The organism is Cupriavidus sp. 01L45, from assembly GCF_056399885.1.
In genome coordinates this window covers 104,552-122,543 of sequence record NZ_JBFTSG010000017.1, presented here as the reverse complement: position 1 = coordinate 122,543, position 17,992 = coordinate 104,552, and the positions used below count along the sequence as shown (strand labels likewise).

The window sequence follows — 17,992 nt, the reverse complement described above, 5'->3', positions numbered from 1 at the left end:
AACGACGACAGTTGTCTGCCGGCACCATTCAGCCTCTAGCTTGGCTTGGCCCGGTAAATCGGGCGGCGGGAGCGCAGGCGCTCCTCGACCTTGCAATGGCGTGATCTGTGTCACAGGTGCCATCTTCTCCCAACGGAAGAGCCGGGGTCCAATCATATGCGCTAACGAACATAAGCTGCCAGACGGCTTGGCAAATATTTCGAAATCGCCTCGAACGCTCCCACTTCTGGCTTTAAACGCATATCGAAGCGTTTTGGCAGACACGTGCGCCGCGGAATTCATCGCAAACATTGCAGACATCTGAGGCGCAGCCGCCTGGCAGACAGGATCGCCAGCGGCGCGCGGCGTTTCCTGGCAAGCGGCGGGAAAGGCGAGATCGCCAGATGCAACACGAATGCTAGAAATGACTCCTCCGGCAACTACGCGCAGCCCGGGATTTGCCGCCGCCGCACCGGGGACGTTTTCTCCGGTGCGGCGGGGCCCGCGTGCAAAAAGGAGGCGACTGCGGTACGGGCCTGCACCGCGGCCGCCTGTCCCGGCAGCAAGCCAGGCGTCGCCCCGCACCGGCCGCGCCAGCCGTCGCGAGGACAAGAAGGCGCGCGGGAAGGGGTGAGCCTATGTTGGCGCGGCGCACGCGCCGCTTCGGTGCGGCAAATCACATAGCGGAGTGACGGGAACACCGAGGGAGCGCGGCGAAGAGCAGAGAGGCCAGGGGAGATGCAATTGCAGGTGCAGGTGCAGGTGCAGTTCAGTCGCCCCCGAGGCTGGCCAGCCTTCAGAGCTTGTACTTTCGCACCTTATCGAACAAGGTGGTCTTGGCAATCCCCAGCGCATCGCTGGCCCGGCTCAGATTCCCCTCGTGCCGGCGCATGGCCTCGGCAATCATGGCCCGCTCGAACTGCTCCACCGCTTGCGCCAGCGGCAGCGCCGCAGGCTCCGCCGTCCCCTGGTTCGGGTTGCATCCCAGCCCCAGCACATGCCGCTCGGCCAGGTTGCGCAGTTCCCGCACATTGCCCGGCCACGGATAGGCCATCAGCGCGGCCAGCTCCGTCGGAGTGGCGGGCAGGGCCTCGCGCTCGAACCGCAGCGCCGCCTGTGCGACGAAATGCTCGAACAGCGGCGGCACATCCTCGCGCCGCTCGCGCAGCGGCGGCAGTTCCAGCGTCACCACATTGAGGCGGTAATAAAGGTCGGCACGAAACTGCCCGGCCTGGGACAGCGCCTTCAGGTCCGCCTTGGTGGCCGCCACCACGCGGGTATTGACCGGCACCGGCGTGTTGGACCCGAGCCGCTCCACCACGCGCTCCTGCAGCACGCGCAGCAGCTTGATCTGCATCTGCATCGGCATGCTCTCGATCTCGTCGAGGAAGAGCGTGCCGCCTTCGGCGTGTTCGATCTTGCCGATGCGGCGCCGCGCCGCGCCCGTAAACGACCCGGCTTCGTGGCCGAAGATCTCGCTCTCGAACAACTGCTCGGGCAGCCCGCCGCAATTGATGGCGACGAAGTGGCGCGCGCGGCGCGAGCTGGCTTCGTGCAGGCAACGCGCCACCAGTTCCTTGCCGGTGCCGGTTTCGCCGTGGATCAGCACGTTGGCGGCGGTATCGGCCAGGTCGGCGATCAGCTTGCGCAGGCGTTCGATGGATGGCGAATGCCCGATCAGGCGCGCATCCAGCGTATCGCGCCCGGCCAGCTTGCGGCGCAGTTCGGCAACTTCCAGCACCAGCCGGCGCTTTTCCAGGGCACGCTGCGCGACTTCGACCAGCCGCTCCGGCGAGAACGGTTTCTCGAGAAAATGGTAGGCGCCCGCCTTCATCGCCTGCACGGCCAGGTTCACATCGCCGTGGCCCGTCACCATGACCACCGGCAACTCGTCGTCGCGCGCCCGGAGCGCGTTGAGCAGCGCCATGCCGTCGATGCCGGGCAGGCGGATATCGCTGATCACCACGCCGGGAAAACCGTCGCCGACTTCGCGCAGCGCGGCTTCGGCGCTGGCCACGGCGCGCGTGGGGATGCCCTCAAGGCGCAGGGCCTGCTCGCAGCCCAGGCGCACATCGGGATCGTCCTCGACGATCAGTACGGTCAGGCCCGTCGGGCTAGCCGCCATGGCTACTCTCCTTGTTCGTATGCGGCGTCTGCGGCGTCTGCGGCGTTTGCGGCCTGGCCAGCGGCAGCACCAGCGTGAAGCAGGYGCCGCCGTCGGGGTGATTGCTGGCGTCGAGGCTGCCGCCAAACTCGTCCAGGATGCCGGCCGACAGCGTCAGGCCCAGGCCCAGTCCCTGTCCTGCCGGCTTGGTGGTGAAGAACGGCTCGAACAGGCGTGCGAAGGCTTCCTCGGACAGCCCGGGGCCGTTGTCGCGAATGGTCAGGCGCAGCTTGCCGCCGGCCAGGTGGCTGCGCAGTTCCAGGCGCGGACCGGCGTTGCCGGCAAGCGCATCGACCGCATTGCCGATCAGGTTGACCAGCACCTGCTCCAGCCGGTTGGGGTCGCACGCCACCACCAGGCCCGGCTCGATCTGCCGGACCAACTCGGGATGCACTGCCTGCAGGCGCGTATCGAGCAGGAACAGGGCGTTGTCGACGGCGTCGTCCAGCTGCGCCGCGCGCCCGCCGTTGCCGGGCTTGCGCGCGAACGACTTGAGCGCGCCGGTGATGCGCCCCATGCGTTCCACCAGGCCGATGATGGTGCCGAGGTTGGCCTGCGCGGTGGCGGTGTCGCCGCGCTCCAGGAATTTCTGGGTATTGCCCGACAGTGTGCGCAGGGCCGCCAGCGGCTGGTTGAGTTCGTGGGCGATGCCGGTCGACATCTGCCCCACGGCGGCCAGCTTGCCGGCCTGCAGCAGCCCGTCCTGGGCCTGGCGCAGGGTTGCCTCGGCGCGGATGCGCTCGCCGACTTCCGCCTGCAACTGCTGGTTGGCGGCGGACAGGTCGGCCGTGCGTTCCGCCACCTTGCGTTCGAGTTCGCCGTTGGCGGCCTCCAGCGCGGCGCGTGCGGCCAGCCGCTCGCCGGCGATGCGCCGGCGCACATTCCACGCCGCGCCCAGCAGCAGTACGAAGGCAGTCAGCACGCCCGCCAGCGCGGCCGTGTTGAGCGCGGCAACGCGCGCCTGGGAGGTATTCGATAGCAGCGTCAGGTGCCAGTCGGTGCCGACCAGTTCGGCCTCCTGCGAGAGCATGGGCGGGCCGCGCCGCAGGCGCACCAGGGCGTCGCTGTCGGACAGCTTGCGCACCGGCGTCAGCTCCAGCGGGGGCAGCGTGGCGCGGTTGTATTGCAGGTTGCGCAGCAGCCGCTCGCGCAGTTCGGGCGCGAGCGGTTTGATCGTGGTTAGTTTCAGGGAGGGGTCGGAAGCCAGGATCACCACGCCGTTCTCGTCGGTCAGCAGCATCTGGGTRTCGKYGCCYTGCCAGCGGTTCTCSAGSGGCTCCAGGCCGACCTTGACCACCGCCACCCCGATCGGGCGGCTACGGTCGCCCAGTGGCGCGGACAGGTAGTAGCCGGACTCGCTGCGGGTGGTGCCGACCCCGTAGAAACGGCCGAGCTGGCCATCGACAGCGTCGCGGAAGTAGGGCCGGAAGCTCAGGTCTTCGCCGAGGTAGCTGTCGGGACGCTGCCAGTTGCTGGTGGCGAGCACGCGGCCGCGCGCATCGAGCACGAACACCGCGCGGGTGCCGGCGCGGGCATTGATGGCGGCCAGGTAATGGTTGGCGGCATCGACCCGCGCCGCGTGGCCGGGGCGGGCCAGCAGGGCGTCGATCTTGTCGTCCAGCGAGAGCAGGCTGGGCACGTAGTCGTAGCGTGCCAGCTCGCTCGTCAGGGCCTGGCCGTACAGGCGCAACTGCACCTGGCCGCGTTCGCTCTGGCGAGCCAGCGCGTTGCCGTAGCTGTAGCGGTAGCCCAGCGAGCCGGCCAGCCCGACCAGCGCCGCCAGGGCCAGCATCGCCAACAGCGGTATCCACTGACGCAGGCGGCCGGCGCGGGGCGGGGTGGCTTGCTGGGCACCTTGCGGTGGTGCGTGCGAGGGGAGTGGGCCGGTCATGGGGCGGGCGCAATGCGCAAAGCGAAGGCGAAGAATCTCGGGCGCGGATAAGCGGGCGATGAATCGCGGGCAATGAACCCGACGGGTTAAGACGAGGCGCGGGAAAAAGCGCACGCGTGCAAAAGTGCAGTGGCGGCGCCCGCGGCAACCCCGTCTTTTACCACACCGCGCAATCCGGGCGCCTGAAAGCAAAAAGGCCCGGCCACCTGATCGGTGGCCGGGCCTTGGCGCGCTGGCAGTGTTACTTGCCGGCCAGGACCTGAACGGGTGTCAGGCCGCGGTTGCCGTCGGCAGCGGGTTCATCCGCTTCTTCGGGCACCGGCGCGCCGATGGCGCCTTCGCTTTTGGCGACGACGGTTGTGGCAATGGCATTGCCAAGCACATTGGTAACGGTGCGGCCCATGTCCAGCACATGGTCGATGCCCAGCACCAGCAGGATGCCCGCTTCAGGCAGGCCGAACATCGGCAGCACGGCGGCGACCACCACCAGCGAGGCGCGCGGCACGCCGGCGATGCCCTTGCTGGTGACCAGCAGCACCAGCAGCATGGTGATCTGTTGCGAGAGCGACAGGTGGATGCCGTACACCTGCGCCACGAACAGCGCGGCGAAGGAGGTGTACATGATCGAGCCGTCCAGGTTGAACGAGTAGCCCAGCGGCAGCACGAAGCCGGTGATGCGCTCCTTGACGCCAAAGCGGCCCAGTTGCTCGATCACCTTCGGGTAGGCCGATTCGCTGCTGGCGGTGGCGAAACCGATCATCAGGGGCGCGCGCACCATCTTGAGCAGGCGGAACACATCGCGGCCCAGGAAGTAGTAGCCCCCGGCGATCAGCGCCACCCACAGGAGCGCCAGCGACAGGTAGACCGCGCCCAGCAGCTTGGCGTACACGACCAGCACGCCCAGGCCTTCGGCGGTGATCACCGCCGCGACCGCGCCGAATACGCCGACCGGGGCGAAGGCCATCACGTAGTTGGTGATCTTCAGCATCACGTGCGAGAGGCCCTCGATGCCGGCCAGCACGGGTTTGCCCACGCCGTCCTTGAGCGTGCCGAGCGCAAAGCCGAAGAACAGCGAGAACACCACGATCTGCAGGATCTCATTGGTGGCCATGGCCTCGACGAAGCTCTTGGGGAACATGTGCGAGATGAAATCGCGCAGGTTGAGCGCCCCGGTCTTCAGGTTGGAGGCGGCATCGGCCGCCGGCAGCGCCAGGTTCATCCCGTCGCCCGGCCGCAGCACATTGGCCATCAACAGGCCCAGCAGCAGCGAGGTGATGGAGGCGGCGATAAACCATGCCATCGCCTTCATGCCGATGCGTCCGACAGCCCTGCCGTCGCCCATGCTGGCGATGCCGCTGACCAGGGTGGCGAACACCAGCGGCCCGATGATCATCTTGATCATGCGCAGGAATACATCGGTGAGGATGGACAGGTTGTTGGCGATGGATTTGGCCGCGGCAGGGTCAGGAGCCAGGTTGTGGGCCGCCGTGCCGGCCAGCACGCCGAGCAGCATCGCAATGAAAATCAGGGTGGGCAGTCGGTTCAGTTTCATCAGAATTCAGGCCGATGCGTCCAGCCAGTGGCCGGACGGCTATTTTGCGGGGGGTGGCTGGCAGCCTTCTGGCATGGCGCCGCGGTCCTTGGGGGGGGCGCCATACGGCCTCAGCCGGGAAAATCAGCGAATCGGGGCGTCCGGGAATCCAGGCGAGCCTGGCATCCGGGGGCCAGCCGATCAGCGGGGCAGTGCGTGCCCGGTGCCCGCCGCGAGGGCGGGCAAGATTGGCAAGGCGGGGTCTGACAATGTTTCCTCCATTGTTTTTGGCTCGGGGCGGCGCGGGGGAGCCGACCGTCAACCTGTATCGCCACTTGGGGCGGGCGCATACATTGCACGAGGCGTGCCAGGCCAGCGGCGCCGCCGGCACCGGCTAAGCCACTGAAAAACAAGGGGAAATTAATGTGATCCCGGCGCGCGGTTCGGTTTTCCGTGCGTGCTGGCGCAAATCGCGTTCGGAAATCCGAACGCGATCACGGGTGACAAGTGGTGAAGGGGGCATGTGGCGGCGTGTGAGCCGCCGGCAACCCATCCGCGCGAGTGATCTAGCCGTTATTCACCGGCTGGGTCGGGCAGCTTTCCAGGAACTGTTCCAGCGGCATCGGCCGCCCGATCACATAGCCCTGGGCGTAATCCACGCCGATGGCGCGCAAAGCCTGCAGGGTCAGTTCGTCCTCCACGGATTCGGCCACCGTGAGCATGCCCAGGCGATGGCCGATGTCGTTGATGGAGCTGACGATCTCGCGGTCCACCGCGCTGCCGGCGAGATGCCGGATGAAGCTGCCGTCGATCTTGAGGTAGTCGACCGGGAACTGCTTGAGATAGGAGAACGAGGACAGGCCCGCGCCGAAGTCGTCCAGCGCGACGGTGCAGCCGGCGGTGCGCATTTCGGTCACCAGGCGATTGGCCGCCGCCATGTTGTTGATCAGCGCGGTCTCGGTGATCTCCAGCTGGATCCGGGTGGCCGGCAGCACCGATTCGTGCAGCTCCGCATGCAGGAACGGCAGCAGGAAGGGCTCGCCCAGCGAGTTGGCGGACAGGTTGATGGCCACCGTGAGCGAGGGCACCGCGGCCAGGCGCTCGCCGAATTCGCTTAGCACGTGGTGGATCACCCAGCGGTCCACGTGGCCCATCAGGTCGTAGCGCTCGGCGGCGGGGATGAACGCCCCCGGCATGACCAGCTTGCCCTGTTCGTCGACCATCCGCACCAGTATCTCGATATGGCTGCCTGGCGCGCTGTCATCCTGCAGCGCGCGGATCTCCTGCGCGAACAGGCGGAAACGGTTGGCATCCAGCGCGGAGTGGATGCCGGCCGCGACCTGCAGTTCCTGGTGGTGGCGCTGGGCATCGCTTTCGTCGCGGCGGTACACCGAGACGCGGTTGCGCCCGGCCGCCTTGGCGGCGTAGCAGGCCACGTCGGCGCGGCTCATCAGTTCGCCCATCGGTGGCGTCTCGTCGTCGATGGCGGTGATGCCGATGCTGGCCCCCACATCGTAGACGCGCCCTTCCCAGGGGAAGCGCTGGCTGCGGACGGCATCGATGATCTTCTGGCACACGTGCTCGGCCTGGTCCACGCTGCAGTCCTTGAGCAGCAGCGCGAACTCGTCGCCGCCCAGGCGCGCGAGCAGGTCGTCGGGTCGCACATGGTGGCGGATCACATGGCCAAGCTCGCGCAGCAGCACGTCGCCGGCGGCGTGGCCGGCGGTGTCGTTGACGATCTTGAAGCGGTCCAGGTCGATAAAGCACAGCGCGTGATGGCGTTGCTGCATGCGCGCGGCCTCGCAGGCCTCGCGCAGCCGCTTCTCGAACCAGATTCGGTTGGGCAGGCCGGTCAGCGCATCGTGCGAGGCCGAATGGGCCAGCTCGCGCTGCAGCGCGCGGGCGCTGGTGATGTCCTGGAACACCAGCACCGCGCCGATGACCTCGCCGGACGCGGTGCGCACGGGCGCGGCCGAGTCCTGCACGTCGTGGCGGTCGCCGGTCAGGCTTTGCAGCACCGCGCCGTCCTGCAGGTAGACCGGGCGCAAGGTCTGCAGGCACTGCGCCACCGGGCTCGGGATCGGCAGGTTGCTGTGCTCGTCGACGATGCGGAAGATGGATTCGAGCGGCTGGCCGGCGGCGGACTGCATGGTCCAGCCGGTAAGCTGCTCGGCGATGGGGTTCATGAACGTCACGCCCATGGCGGCGTCGGTGCAGATCACCGCGTCGCCGATCGAGCGCAGCGTGATATGCAGGCGCTCCTTCTCCTCGAACAGCGCGTCGGTGAGCCGGTGCTGTTCGGTGATGTCCCAGTTGGTGCCGATCATGGTCAGCGCGGTGCCGTCGTCCTCGCGCAATACCATCGCCATGGCGCGGATATGCCGCACCTCGCCGTCGGGGAGCAGGATGCGGTATTCGGTATCGAAGGAGCGCACGCCACGCACGGCGTCGCGCATTTCGCTGCGCGCCTGCTCGACGTCCTCCGGATGCACCATGGCGATCCAGCGCTTGATGTCCGGCGTGCCGCGCGCGGGATCGACGCAGTGCAACGCGTGCATGCGCGCATCCCACTCGATGGCGCCGCTGGCGATGTCCCACTCCCAGATCCCCACGCCACCCGCTTCCACGGCCAGCTGGGTCCGGCGCGACAGCGCCTCGAGCTTTTCCTGCGCGGTCTTGCGTTCGTCGATGTCCTCCACCTGCGAGATGAAATGCAGCGGCTTGCCGCTGACCTCGTCATGCACCAGGGATACCGCCAGCAAGGTCCAGCGGTAGCTGCCGTCCTTGTGGCGGAAGCGCTTTTCTATCCGGTAGGACTCGATTTCGCCGGCCAGCAGCCGTTCGACCTGGTGCATGTCGGGGGCGAGATCGTCCGGGTGGGTGATCATCGGGAAGGGCAGTTCGGCGAGTTCGCCGGCCTCGTAGCCGAACAGGTCGCAGATGGCGCGGTTGACCTGCAGCCAGCGGCCGTCCAGCCCTACCAGCGCCATGCCGATGGCCGAGTGCTCCATGGCCTGGCGAAAGCGCCGTTCGCTGCCGCGCAGCTCGCTGCGGTCGCGCCGGTTCTGCTCCAGCAAGAAGGCGATGCAGACCGGGAACACCATGATCAGCGCGGTCGACAGTTGCACCGACTGCAACAGGAAGGGCTCGTTCGGGCCCTGCCCCAGCGAGGCCGTCACCAGCCCCAGCGCCACCGTGGCGCAGATTGCCAGCAGCGTGAGCAGGGCGGTAGCGAAGGGATTGGTCATCAGCGCCGCCAGCACCAGCGGCAGCGCCATTACCACGAAGGGCTCGTTGCTCTTGTATAGCGCCACGGCGCCGACGGCCAGGCACAGCGCCAGCAGCGCGGCGAAGCGGGGCAACCGCGCGCGGCGGAAGGTATCGCCGACGCGCTCGCGCGTGACCGACACCATCAGCGGCAGCAGCATCACGATGCCCATCGAGTCCGCCGTCCACCAGGTCCACCACACCGAAGCAAAGCCGCTGTGGTGGGCGGTGCTGATGGTGGCGGCGCCGATCGTGGCGCCTACCGCCGGCCCCAGCGTGCCGGCGGCGCCGAGGGTCAGCCCGAAGCGCGCCAGCGGACCTGGCCGGGATAGCGTGGCGCCGCTGGTCATGGCGCGCACCAGCCAGGCCGAGAAGGCGATTTCGGCCACGTTGCCCAGCGCCAGCGCCACCGCAACGGCGGGGAAGTCGCCCATGGCCGCATTGGCCAGCACGCCGGCCACCAGCATGCCGGCCAGCAGCCAGGGCGCATCGCCGTGCCGCTGATGCAGCAGGATGCCGAGGCCGAACGCATTGGCCAGCCAGAGCATGGCCACATTGCCCGGATAACGAGACACGGCAAGGCCGGCCAGGGCCAGCAGGAAGAAGCCGAGGGCGGCCAGCAACACACGCTGCCAGCGCGGGCAGTGAATGGGCAAGGGGCGGACTTCCAAATCTGGCGTCATGTCGCGTCAGCCTGCAGCTGCGTTCTGAAAAGGGGAGCGATGGCGGGGTGTTGCGGCAAGTTGCACGCGCGGCCCAGCCTAATCGACCAATATAGCGGCGATATGCCGGGAGCACGAGGCGATAAGCCCAGGTGTGTTCCCGCTGTTCGCACTAGCGCGCCGCGCGGTTTTGCGGTATGCAAGCCGGCGCAGTGGCTCCCGAACGGCGCCGGCGGCCAGGCTGGCGCCGTGATGCACGGCGCGTATCGTCCAGGTCCCGCGGCCATTTCGGTTAATGCCCCCCTGAGGAGGGGTATCGCGGAAGACTTCATCCACGATTACCTCGCGCGTAATCGCGCACGGCGCTGCGCGCGCCGATGATATGGACAGCTTCCTCACTCAACCCAAGGAGAACGCCATGTCCGAATCGGATCGCACCGCCGCTGCAGCCACTTTCGCCGCCCCCGACCTTGCCGCGCTGGCCGACCGCTATCTCGCGGCCTGGAACGAAACCGATGCGGCGCGCCGGCGCGCGCTGATCGGCAGCACGTGGACCGAGTCCGCCAGCTACGCCGACCCGCTGATGCGCGGCGATGGCCACGCGGGCATCGACGCCATGATCGCCGCCGTGCAGCAGCGCTTTCCCGGCTTTCGCTTTACGCGCGTTACGCCTGTCGATGCGCACGGCGGCAACCTGCGTTTTACGTGGGAGCTGGCGCCGGCGGGGGCGGCCGCGGTGGTGGTAGGCACTGACTTTGCCACGGTGGCGGCCGATGGCCGGCTGCAGAGCATGACCGGCTTTATCGATCGCGCGCCGGAAGGCCTGGCGTGAGCGTGAGGCAGCCTGCGCTGTCTCTGTCTGTCACGCCCTCACGCGCCTGCCCTTGGGCGGCGCGTGGCGAAGCGGCCGGCGAGGCGCCTGCCTGTTGCCATCGCCGGCAACTCCACCCAGCGATGCAGCAGCATGGCAAGGCCGAGCGCCAGCGCCGCGTCGATGGCGAAACGCGTGAGCTGCAGGCCCACTTGTTCCGGCGCCAGCTCCGGCATCAGCCGCTTCACGGCTTCGATCACCGTGGGATGGGTCAGGTAGAGCGCGTACGATAGCTCGCCCAGCCATACCAGCGAGCGCGGCACGCGCAGCAGGCCTGCGTGCTCGGCCGCCACCGCGCCGAACAGCAGCGCGCCCGCGGGCAAGCCGCGTCCCGCCAGGCTGAACTCCGGCTCCACCAGCCACAGCGAAAGGGCGAAGCTGCCCACACCGATTGCCAGCAAGGCGATGGCCACGCGGCGCGTGAATCGATGGCGCGCGCGCGCGTAGACCCATGCCAGCGCGCAGCCGAGCGCGAATTCCAGCACCAGCGGATTTGCGATCATGGCCACCCACGTCGAGGTGAACGGGTAGAGATGCGCCGGGTCGGGGTCCACCGCGCCGAAGCGCCACCAGGGCAACAACAGCGTGGTGCACCCCAGCACTGCGGCCACCACCAGCAGCGCCCGGCGCCGTGCCACCAGCAGGCCGAGCGCGAAGATCGCATAGAAGGCCATCTCGTAGTTGAGCGACCAGCCCACGTACAGCGCCGGATAGCCGAAATAAGGCGGGTCCTCGTGCGCGACCGGCAGGAAGGCCAGCGAACCGGCGAACACCGCCAGGCTCACCGGATTGAGCGTGAGCGCGTGCAGTGCCGACATGATCCAGTACGGCGGCGCAAGCCGGCAGGCGCGGCGGATGGAGAAAACCAGCGCCGGTTCGGGCTCGGTGCGCCCGAGCACCGCCACCCAGGCGATGATGAATCCGCTGATGACGAAGAACACATCCACGCCGACATGGCCGCGCTTGATCACATGTTCGGTGAGCCACGCCAGCAGCGGGAACTGTTCGCCGCCCAGGCGCAGGCCCGAGTGATAGACCAGCACGTAGGCCGCGGCCAGCCCGCGCAGCGCCTGGATGCTGTCGAGCGTGGCGGGCGCCGCATTCGCCACCGGGCGGCTGGCGCGGCTGGGTGCCGGGAGTGCTGCGGCCGGAGCGGGCTCAAGAGGGGGGCGCGATCCGGAAGGCAACATGGTGGTGGATGATTCGGGCACGAGTCCGGGCTTCCGTGTGGCTGGCTGCCGATAAGAAGCTGACTGCCAGCCTCGCAGCCAAGTTCGCTGCGTCCCTGGGGCCGGTGCCCCGTACTGCACGCGTACGCCCTTTTTGCACTATTCTCAGAAAGTTGCATGGCGCCCGCGCCGAGGCATGGGCGGACGCCGCTCACCGGCCGCCGGCGGCCCGGTGCGGCAGGAGTCAACCTCTGCACCATGCCGGGGCGGACCAGGGCAAACAGACCCAAGGAGCTTCCCCCATGACCACGCTAGTTATCAACGGCAAGCCTGTGCAGGTAGACGTTGATCCTTCCACGCCCCTGCTGTGGGCGTTGCGCGACAACCTCGGCATGACCGGCACCAAGTTCGGTTGCGGCATGGCCGCGTGCGGCGCATGCACGGTGCACGTAAACGGCCAGGCCACGCGCAGTTGCGTGACACCCGTCTCGGCCGCGCAGGGCGGGCGCATCACTACCATCGAAGGCGTTTCCGGCGACAAGGTCGGCCGCGCGGTGCTCGATGCCTGGATCAAGCATGACGTGGCCCAGTGCGGCTACTGCCAGAACGGCCAGGTCATGAGCGCGATAGGGCTGCTGCGCACCAAGAAGCACCCGAGCGACGCCGACATCGACCAGGCGATGGCCGGCAACCTGTGCCGCTGCGGCACCTACCAGCGCATCCGCGCGGCCATCAAGGACGCGGCGCGCGCGCTGGCTTAAGGGGACAAGGGGACGACACCATGCGAATCAGACAACTCGAAGCGCTGGCCGGCGGCAACCCCCGGGGCACCGAGGCTGCCGGGGCCGCCGCCACGCTGGACCGCCGCGGCTTTCTCAAGCTGACCGGCTTTGCCGGCGGCGGGCTGGCGCTGGGCGTGCTGCCCGTGCCGGCCGCGCTGGCGCAGGAAGGCGGGGCGCCCAAGGCGCCGCCTTCTCCGCCACAGGCTTTCCTGCTGATCGCGCCGGACAATACGGTCACGGTAGCGGTCAACCGGCTCGAATTCGGCCAGGGCGTGCATACCGCGTTGCCGATGGCGCTGGCCGAGGAACTCGACGTGGACTGGCGCAATGTGCGCGCCACGCTGGCGCCCGCCGGCGACGCCTACAAGGATCCCGCTTTCGGCATGCAGATGACCGGCGGCTCCACCGCGCTCAATCACTCCTTCCAGCAATACCGGGAGCTGGGCGCGCGCGCCCGCGCCATGCTGGTATCCGCGGCGGCAAAGCAATGGGAGGTCGATCCGTCGAGCTGCCAGGTGGCGCTGGGCGTGGTCAGCTCCGGCAGCCATCGCGCCACCTTCGGCGAACTGGCAAAGGCGGCCATGGCGCTGCCGGTGCCGCAGCAGGTGACGCTCAAGGATCCGGCGCAGTTCAAGCTGATCGGCAAGCCCACGCGGCGCCTGGACGCGCGCGGCAAGCTGGATGCCAGCACCGCCTTCGGCATCGACGTGCGCCTCAAGGACATGGTCGTGGCCGTAGTGGCCCGTCCGCCGCGCTTTGGCGGCAAGGTGAAGTCTTTTAATGCCGACAAGGCGCGCGCGATCAAAGGCGTGGCCGATGTGATGCTGGTGCCCGTGGATCGCGGCGGCACCGGCGTGGCGGTAGTGGCGGACGGCTACTGGCCGGCCAAGCAGGGGCGCGATGCGCTGGAGCTCGTATGGGAGGACGCCGGCTCCCGCGCTTCCACCAAGGCGCTGTTCGCGCAATACAAGACGCTCGCCGCATCGCCCGGCACGGTCGCGCTGCGGGGCGATACCGGCGCCATGTCGGGCGCCGCGCGCACCATCGAGGCGGACTATGAATTCCCCTACCTGGCGCACGCGCCGATGGAGCCGCTGAACTGCACCATGCAGGCGGAGCTGACCGGCAAGACAGTGCAAAGCGTCAAGGTATGGGTGGGGTCGCAGTTCCAGACCGTGGACCAGGCCGCCATCGGGCGCGTGCTCGGGCTGCCCCCGGCCAAGGTCACGCTCAATACCATGATGGCGGGTGGCGGCTTCGGCCGGCGCGCCGTGCCCACCTCCGACTATCTGGTAGAGGCCGCCAACGTCCTGCTGGCCTGGGTCAAGAACGGCCATGACGAGCCGCTCAAGGTGATGTGGAGCCGCGAGGACGATATCCGCGGCGGCTACTACCGGCCGCTGCATGTGCATCGCGCGCGCATCGGCATGGACGCGAAAGGGCAGGTGCTCGGCTGGCAACACACCGTCGTTGGCCAGTCGATCCTCGCGGGCACGCCGTTCGAGGCCTTCATGGTCAAGGGCGGGGTGGACGCGACCATGGTCGAGGGCATCGTCGAGAACGACTACGGCTTCCCGCTGCAGTTGTCGGTGCACCACCCGCAGGTGGACGTGCCGGTGCTGTGGTGGCGCTCGGTAGGCAACACGCATACCGCCTTCGTCAAGGAAACGCTGGTCGACGAAATCGCGGTGAACGCCAGGCAGGATCCGGTGGCGTACCGCCTTTCCCGGCTGGACGGGGCAAAGCACGCGCGCCATCGCGCGGCGCTGGAGCTGGCGGTGCAAAAATCCGGCTACGGCAAGCGCAAGCTGCCCAAGGGCCAGGCCTGGGGCGTGGCGGTGCACGAGTCGTTCAATACGGTGGTGGCCTATGTGGTGGAAGTGTCGCTGGTGAAGAACGAGCCGCGCGTGCATCGCGTGACGGCCGGGGTGCATGCCAACCGCGTGGTCAATCCCATGTCCGCCGAGGCGCAGGTGCAGGGCGCGTGCGTGTTCGGACTGGCGATGACGCGGCCGGGCTTTGCCATCGAGATCGAAAACGGCGCGGTGAAGAACAGCAATTTCCCCGACTATCCGCCGCCGCGCATCACCGATGCGCCGGTGGTGGATGTGTTCTTCGTGCCCTCCGGGGATCCGCCCACCGGGCTGGGCGAGCCGGGCGTGCCGGCGATTGCGCCGGCAGTGGCGAACGCGTTGTTTACGCTGACCGGCAAGCGCCAGCGGCAGCTGCCTTTTGTGCTGGGCTGAGCGGGCGCGGGCTCAGGGCGCGTGGCTGTCGCCGGCCGCGCGCCAGGCCTGCGTGAAGCGCAGCAAGTCGTCGGCGGACGCATCGGTGACGGCGGCGTAACGCATGCCGTCCGCGTCCCAGGTGGCGAGCTGGTAGCCGTTGCGTGCCGTCATCTCGGGCGGCGCGCGGTTGCCGCGAGCGCCGGTGTTTGTCCTGTCCGGTTTGTCGTCAGTCTGCAACGGCAGCACGAAGACATCGATGGGGTGCTGGTTGCGGCGGTAGACCAGCACGGCGACCGCCCTTCCGTGCACGTAGTCAAGCCGCCCCCCGACCAGCGGAAAGCCTTGCGCGGCCAGATCCCGCACGGTCGGCGCGTAGTCGATCCTGCCGTTGAACCAGGGCTTGACCGTGTGCCGGTCCGATGAGGCGACATCGATCGTGTGCCCCGAGAGCAGCGCGCGCACATGGCTGCTGACCGTCTCGCCTTGCACCGATTGCTCAGGCCCGTCGTTTAGTGCGTACCGGACCATGCTGACGCCCAGCGTCGCCACCGTGAGTGTCGCCATGGCGGCATTGGCGACCGGGCTCCATTCGAAATAGCGCCGTATCCGTTGCCACCAGGCGCTGGCGTTGCCGGAGGATGCCGTGACGCCACCGCTGCCGGCAAAACGCTGCGCCGGCTCCGCGGGGCTGGTGGCCTGCGCCTGGGCCAGTGCGGCGCTCAGGCTCGCGCGTAGCGCCGGGCCGGCACGATGGTAGGGCGCATGCGCGCGCAAGGCGGTGCCCAGCTCGCGCAGTTGGGCTAGTTCGGCGGTACAGCCCGCGCATTGCGCCAGGTGCCGTTCCAGACGCAAGGCATCGCCCGCGCCGAGTTCGCCGTCGGCACAGGCGTGCAGCAGCAAGCGCGCGTCAGTGCAGTTCATGGCCTGTCTCCCCGGCAGGTTGCGGCGGCGTTCCGTGCATGCCGGTTGCCGTGGCTGTCCTGCCCGTTGCCGGCGCGGCGGACAGGGTGCTTGCCGCGCCGGTGTTGCCGCTGGCGGTTCGCGTCCCCTGCGCGCGCAGGGCGATCACCGTCACCGCCAGCAGCTTGCGCGCACGGGCCAGTCGCGACATCACGGTGCCCAGCGGGATATCCGCGATGGTGGCGATGTCGCGATAAGGCAGATCCTCCAGTTCGCGCAGCACCAGGACTTCGCGGAAGGCCAGCGGGAGTTGCTCCAGCGCGAGATGCAGCAGGCGGACATCCTCGGCGCGCAACAGCCACTGCTCCGGGCCGTCGCCGTGGCCGTCCTGCCAGCCGGGCAGGGGCGTGCCATCGTAATGCGCGTCGTCGTAGCCCGCGCCGTCGCCCTGGCCAGGCTGATGCCGCTTGCGCCAGGCGGTGAACCAGGTATTGCGCACGATTGCCAGCAACCATGCGCGCGGCTGGTCGCCCCGGAAACTGTCGAAAAAACAGAAGGCACGCAGGCAGGCTTCCTGTACCACGTCATCCGCCTCGGCGGGATTGCCCGACAGCCAGCGCGCCAGGTTGTAGGCGGCGTCGAGATGCGGAAGCACCAGATCGTTGAATCGGCGGCGCCGGTCGGCTGCGTTCACGTCACTCCTTCGGCCCGACGGCCGAGCGTGCGCGTCGGTGCCGCTCGTCCTGCGTGCCTGCTTGTCAGCGTATACCTGTGACGCCCCGAGTTTATTCCCGATCGCCGTGTCCCACCGCGGAAAAAAATAGCGCGGGCGGCGGGAATAAACACGGCTTCGCTTCGGTATGACAGACATCCCCCAAGCCACGGATGGAGCCAACATGAAGCGAGCATGGAAACGGCGCGATTTCCTCGGGCTTGCCGCCTGCGCCGGCGGTGCGGTATTTGCGTCGGCCTTGCCCGGATGGGCGGCCGGGCGCGATGAAGCCTTTTACTTTGTCCAGCTGTCGGACGCGCACTGGGGTTTCCAGGGGCCGCCCAACCCGGATGCGCGCGGCACCTTGCCCAAGGCGGTCGCGGCGGTCAACGCGCTGGCGGAGCCGCCGGATTTCCTGATGTTCACTGGCGATCTCACGCATACCACCGACGATCCCGCCGAGCGCCGCCGGCGCATGCGCGAGTTCCAGTCCATCATCGCCGCGCTCAAGGTACCGGTTGTGCACCTGATGCCGGGCGAGCACGATGCCGGCCTGGACGAGGGCGCCGCCTACCGCGAGTTGTTCGGGCCCACGCACTATGTGTTCGACCACAAGGGCGTGCATTTCATCGTGCTGGACAACGTGTCGGATCCCGCCGGCCGGGTCGGCGCGGCGCAACTCGACTGGCTCGCCGCCGATCTTGCACGGCAGCCGCAGTCGGCCCGGATCGTGGTGTTCACCCATCGGCCTTTGTTCGACCTCTATCCGCAATGGGACTGGGCGACGCGCGATGGCGCGCAGGTGATCGAGCGGTTGATGCCGCATCCCAACGTGACGGTGTTCTATGGACACATCCACCAGGAGCATCACCATATGACCGGGCATATCGCGCATCACGCGGCGCGTTCGCTGATGTTCCCGCTGCCGGCGGCGGGGTCGCAGGCGCAGCGTTTGCCGCTGCCGTGGGATCCGGCGCAGCCTTATCGCGGGCTGGGGTGGCGAGAGGTGGAGGCGCGCCGCGCGTCGGGCGATCTCGGGATCGAGGAAAAGCCAGTCACGGGCTGAGGCGCGGTGGTCCGTCCATCGTGCCGGGGAAACAATCAGGAGTGGATCATGCCGGCAACACTGACACTACGGGAAGGAATCAGCCGCAGGCGGGCGCTGTGCTGCCTGCTTGCCCTGGCGGGCGGCGTGCCGCTATTGCATGGCGCGGCTGCCGAACCGCGGGTGATCAAGGTGCATGCGCGGAAGTTTGTCTTCACGCCGGACCGGATTGCGCTGCGCGCCGGTGAGCCGGTGGTGTTCGAGTTGACGGCGCAGGATGCGATGATGGGGTTTAGCGTGCCGGATTTCGGTATTCGTGCCGACTTGCCTCCCGGCAAGGTGGTACGGGTTCCGGCGATGGCGAAGACGGCCGGGACATTCGGGTTCCTGTGCGATATTTTCTGCGGGTCGGGGCACGAGACGATGAATGGGGTGATTGAAGTGACGTAGGGGGGCGCGACTCAGCGTCAAAGGCATAAAGTCAAATCTCGCCGATTTGTGCAGTGCGGTAGTTCGTCCCATGAGCGCAGTGACGACCGTTGCGCGACCACGCGCCGGATCGCTTGTGCGCATCCCTCAGCCGCGGCTTGTGCGAGCGGGCGCGGCCTGCACGCGCGTGTCGCGGCCTGTTGTAATCTTGTGTCATTGTGCGCCGGCATGCCCTGGCTGGTTGCTTTTGCCGCGCCTGCCGCGTAGAAAGTAGATGTCAGGCGGTCGCGGCGGGCGAGCTGCAGCAATCCCGACGGCCGGCGACGCACAATAACGATATCTGGACGACGAGCGGGAAGACG

Annotated in this window: 12 protein-coding genes; 5 read left to right on the top strand and 7 right to left on the bottom strand. The window is 68.1% G+C overall.

Annotated features, from left to right (window positions below; all coding sequences use genetic code 11):
* Positions 1-775: 775 nt before the first annotated feature.
* The 4 genes from AC1DT6_RS14055 to AC1DT6_RS14040 all read right to left on the bottom strand — a co-directional run bounded on the left by AC1DT6_RS14055 (position 776) and on the right by AC1DT6_RS14040 (position 9,515).
* On the bottom strand, positions 776-2,104 hold the full coding sequence (locus AC1DT6_RS14055) for a sigma-54-dependent transcriptional regulator (RefSeq protein ID WP_045239222.1): 1,329 nt from the start codon (positions 2,102-2,104) through the stop codon (positions 776-778).
* Positions 2,094-4,034: a sensor histidine kinase gene (locus AC1DT6_RS14050; protein WP_477114741.1), complete on the bottom strand. Its 1,941-nt coding sequence runs from the start codon at positions 4,032-4,034 to the stop codon at positions 2,094-2,096. The genes AC1DT6_RS14055 and AC1DT6_RS14050 overlap by 11 nt, the downstream gene beginning before the upstream one ends.
* Before the next feature lie 241 nt (positions 4,035-4,275).
* Positions 4,276-5,586, bottom strand: coding sequence for a dicarboxylate/amino acid:cation symporter (locus tag AC1DT6_RS14045; protein WP_441626472.1), 1,311 nt, complete (start codon positions 5,584-5,586; stop codon positions 4,276-4,278).
* A gap of 545 nt (positions 5,587-6,131) precedes the next feature.
* The gene (locus AC1DT6_RS14040) at positions 6,132-9,515 is read right to left on the bottom strand and encodes a diguanylate cyclase (RefSeq protein ID WP_441626471.1); all 3,384 of its coding nucleotides are present in this window, start codon (positions 9,513-9,515) and stop codon (positions 6,132-6,134) included.
* 397 nt (positions 9,516-9,912) lie between these two features.
* Between AC1DT6_RS14040 and AC1DT6_RS14035 the strand changes: the two genes are divergently transcribed.
* Positions 9,913-10,326: a nuclear transport factor 2 family protein gene (locus AC1DT6_RS14035; RefSeq protein WP_477102660.1), complete on the top strand. Its 414-nt coding sequence runs from the start codon at positions 9,913-9,915 to the stop codon at positions 10,324-10,326.
* A gap of 38 nt (positions 10,327-10,364) precedes the next feature.
* Here the strand turns inward: AC1DT6_RS14035 and AC1DT6_RS14030 are convergent, their stop codons facing one another.
* A complete protein-coding gene (locus tag AC1DT6_RS14030; RefSeq protein ID WP_477102659.1) occupies positions 10,365-11,576 on the bottom strand; it encodes an acyltransferase family protein in 1,212 nt (403 codons plus the stop codon).
* 260 nt (positions 11,577-11,836) lie between these two features.
* Here AC1DT6_RS14030 and AC1DT6_RS14025 point away from each other — a divergent pair, with 260 nt between their 5' ends.
* Positions 11,837-12,295: a (2Fe-2S)-binding protein gene (locus AC1DT6_RS14025; RefSeq protein ID WP_441626466.1), complete on the top strand. Its 459-nt coding sequence runs from the start codon at positions 11,837-11,839 to the stop codon at positions 12,293-12,295.
* 20 nt (positions 12,296-12,315) lie between these two features.
* Positions 12,316-14,562 carry a xanthine dehydrogenase family protein molybdopterin-binding subunit gene (locus AC1DT6_RS14020; protein WP_441626464.1) on the top strand — a complete coding sequence of 749 codons (2,247 nt, stop codon included), beginning with the start codon at positions 12,316-12,318 and terminating at the stop codon, positions 14,560-14,562.
* A gap of 12 nt (positions 14,563-14,574) precedes the next feature.
* Here AC1DT6_RS14020 and AC1DT6_RS14015 read toward each other — a convergent pair whose 3' ends face one another.
* Together AC1DT6_RS14015 and AC1DT6_RS14010 are read right to left on the bottom strand one after the other, a co-directional pair.
* Positions 14,575-15,465, bottom strand: coding sequence for an anti-sigma factor family protein (locus tag AC1DT6_RS14015; protein WP_477102658.1), 891 nt, complete (start codon positions 15,463-15,465; stop codon positions 14,575-14,577).
* On the bottom strand, positions 15,452-16,240 hold the full coding sequence (locus AC1DT6_RS14010; RefSeq protein ID WP_477102666.1) for an RNA polymerase sigma factor: 789 nt from the start codon (positions 16,238-16,240) through the stop codon (positions 15,452-15,454). The genes AC1DT6_RS14015 and AC1DT6_RS14010 overlap by 14 nt, the downstream gene beginning before the upstream one ends.
* 100 nt (positions 16,241-16,340) lie before the next feature.
* On the opposite strand from AC1DT6_RS14010, the gene AC1DT6_RS14005 reads away from it, so the two are divergent.
* Together AC1DT6_RS14005 and AC1DT6_RS14000 are read left to right on the top strand one after the other, a co-directional pair.
* Positions 16,341-17,222, top strand: coding sequence for a metallophosphoesterase family protein (locus tag AC1DT6_RS14005; protein ID WP_276286770.1), 882 nt, complete (start codon positions 16,341-16,343; stop codon positions 17,220-17,222).
* A gap of 48 nt (positions 17,223-17,270) precedes the next feature.
* Entirely contained in the window at positions 17,271-17,651 is a 381-nt protein-coding gene (locus AC1DT6_RS14000) for a cupredoxin domain-containing protein (protein ID WP_441626458.1), read from the top strand.
* The last annotated feature ends 341 nt before the right edge of the window (positions 17,652-17,992 follow it).

Excerpts from the sequence above, each read along its gene's own strand:
- AC1DT6_RS14045 (WP_441626472.1), bottom strand. The coding sequence starts at position 5,586 with ATGAAACTGAACCGACTGCCCACCCTGATTTTCATTGCGATGCTGCTC.
- AC1DT6_RS14020 (WP_441626464.1), top strand. The coding sequence starts at position 12,316 with ATGCGAATCAGACAACTCGAAGCGCTGGCCGGCGGCAACCCCCGGGGC.
- AC1DT6_RS14035 (WP_477102660.1), top strand. The coding sequence starts at position 9,913 with ATGTCCGAATCGGATCGCACCGCCGCTGCAGCCACTTTCGCCGCCCCC.
- AC1DT6_RS14000 (WP_441626458.1), top strand. The coding sequence starts at position 17,271 with ATGCCGGCAACACTGACACTACGGGAAGGAATCAGCCGCAGGCGGGCG.
- AC1DT6_RS14055 (WP_045239222.1), bottom strand. The coding sequence starts at position 2,104 with ATGGCGGCTAGCCCGACGGGCCTGACCGTACTGATCGTCGAGGACGAT.
- AC1DT6_RS14040 (WP_441626471.1), bottom strand. The coding sequence starts at position 9,515 with ATGACGCCAGATTTGGAAGTCCGCCCCTTGCCCATTCACTGCCCGCGC.
- AC1DT6_RS14025 (WP_441626466.1), top strand. The coding sequence starts at position 11,837 with ATGACCACGCTAGTTATCAACGGCAAGCCTGTGCAGGTAGACGTTGAT.
- AC1DT6_RS14005 (WP_276286770.1), top strand. The coding sequence starts at position 16,341 with ATGAAGCGAGCATGGAAACGGCGCGATTTCCTCGGGCTTGCCGCCTGC.
- AC1DT6_RS14015 (WP_477102658.1), bottom strand. The coding sequence starts at position 15,465 with ATGAACTGCACTGACGCGCGCTTGCTGCTGCACGCCTGTGCCGACGGC.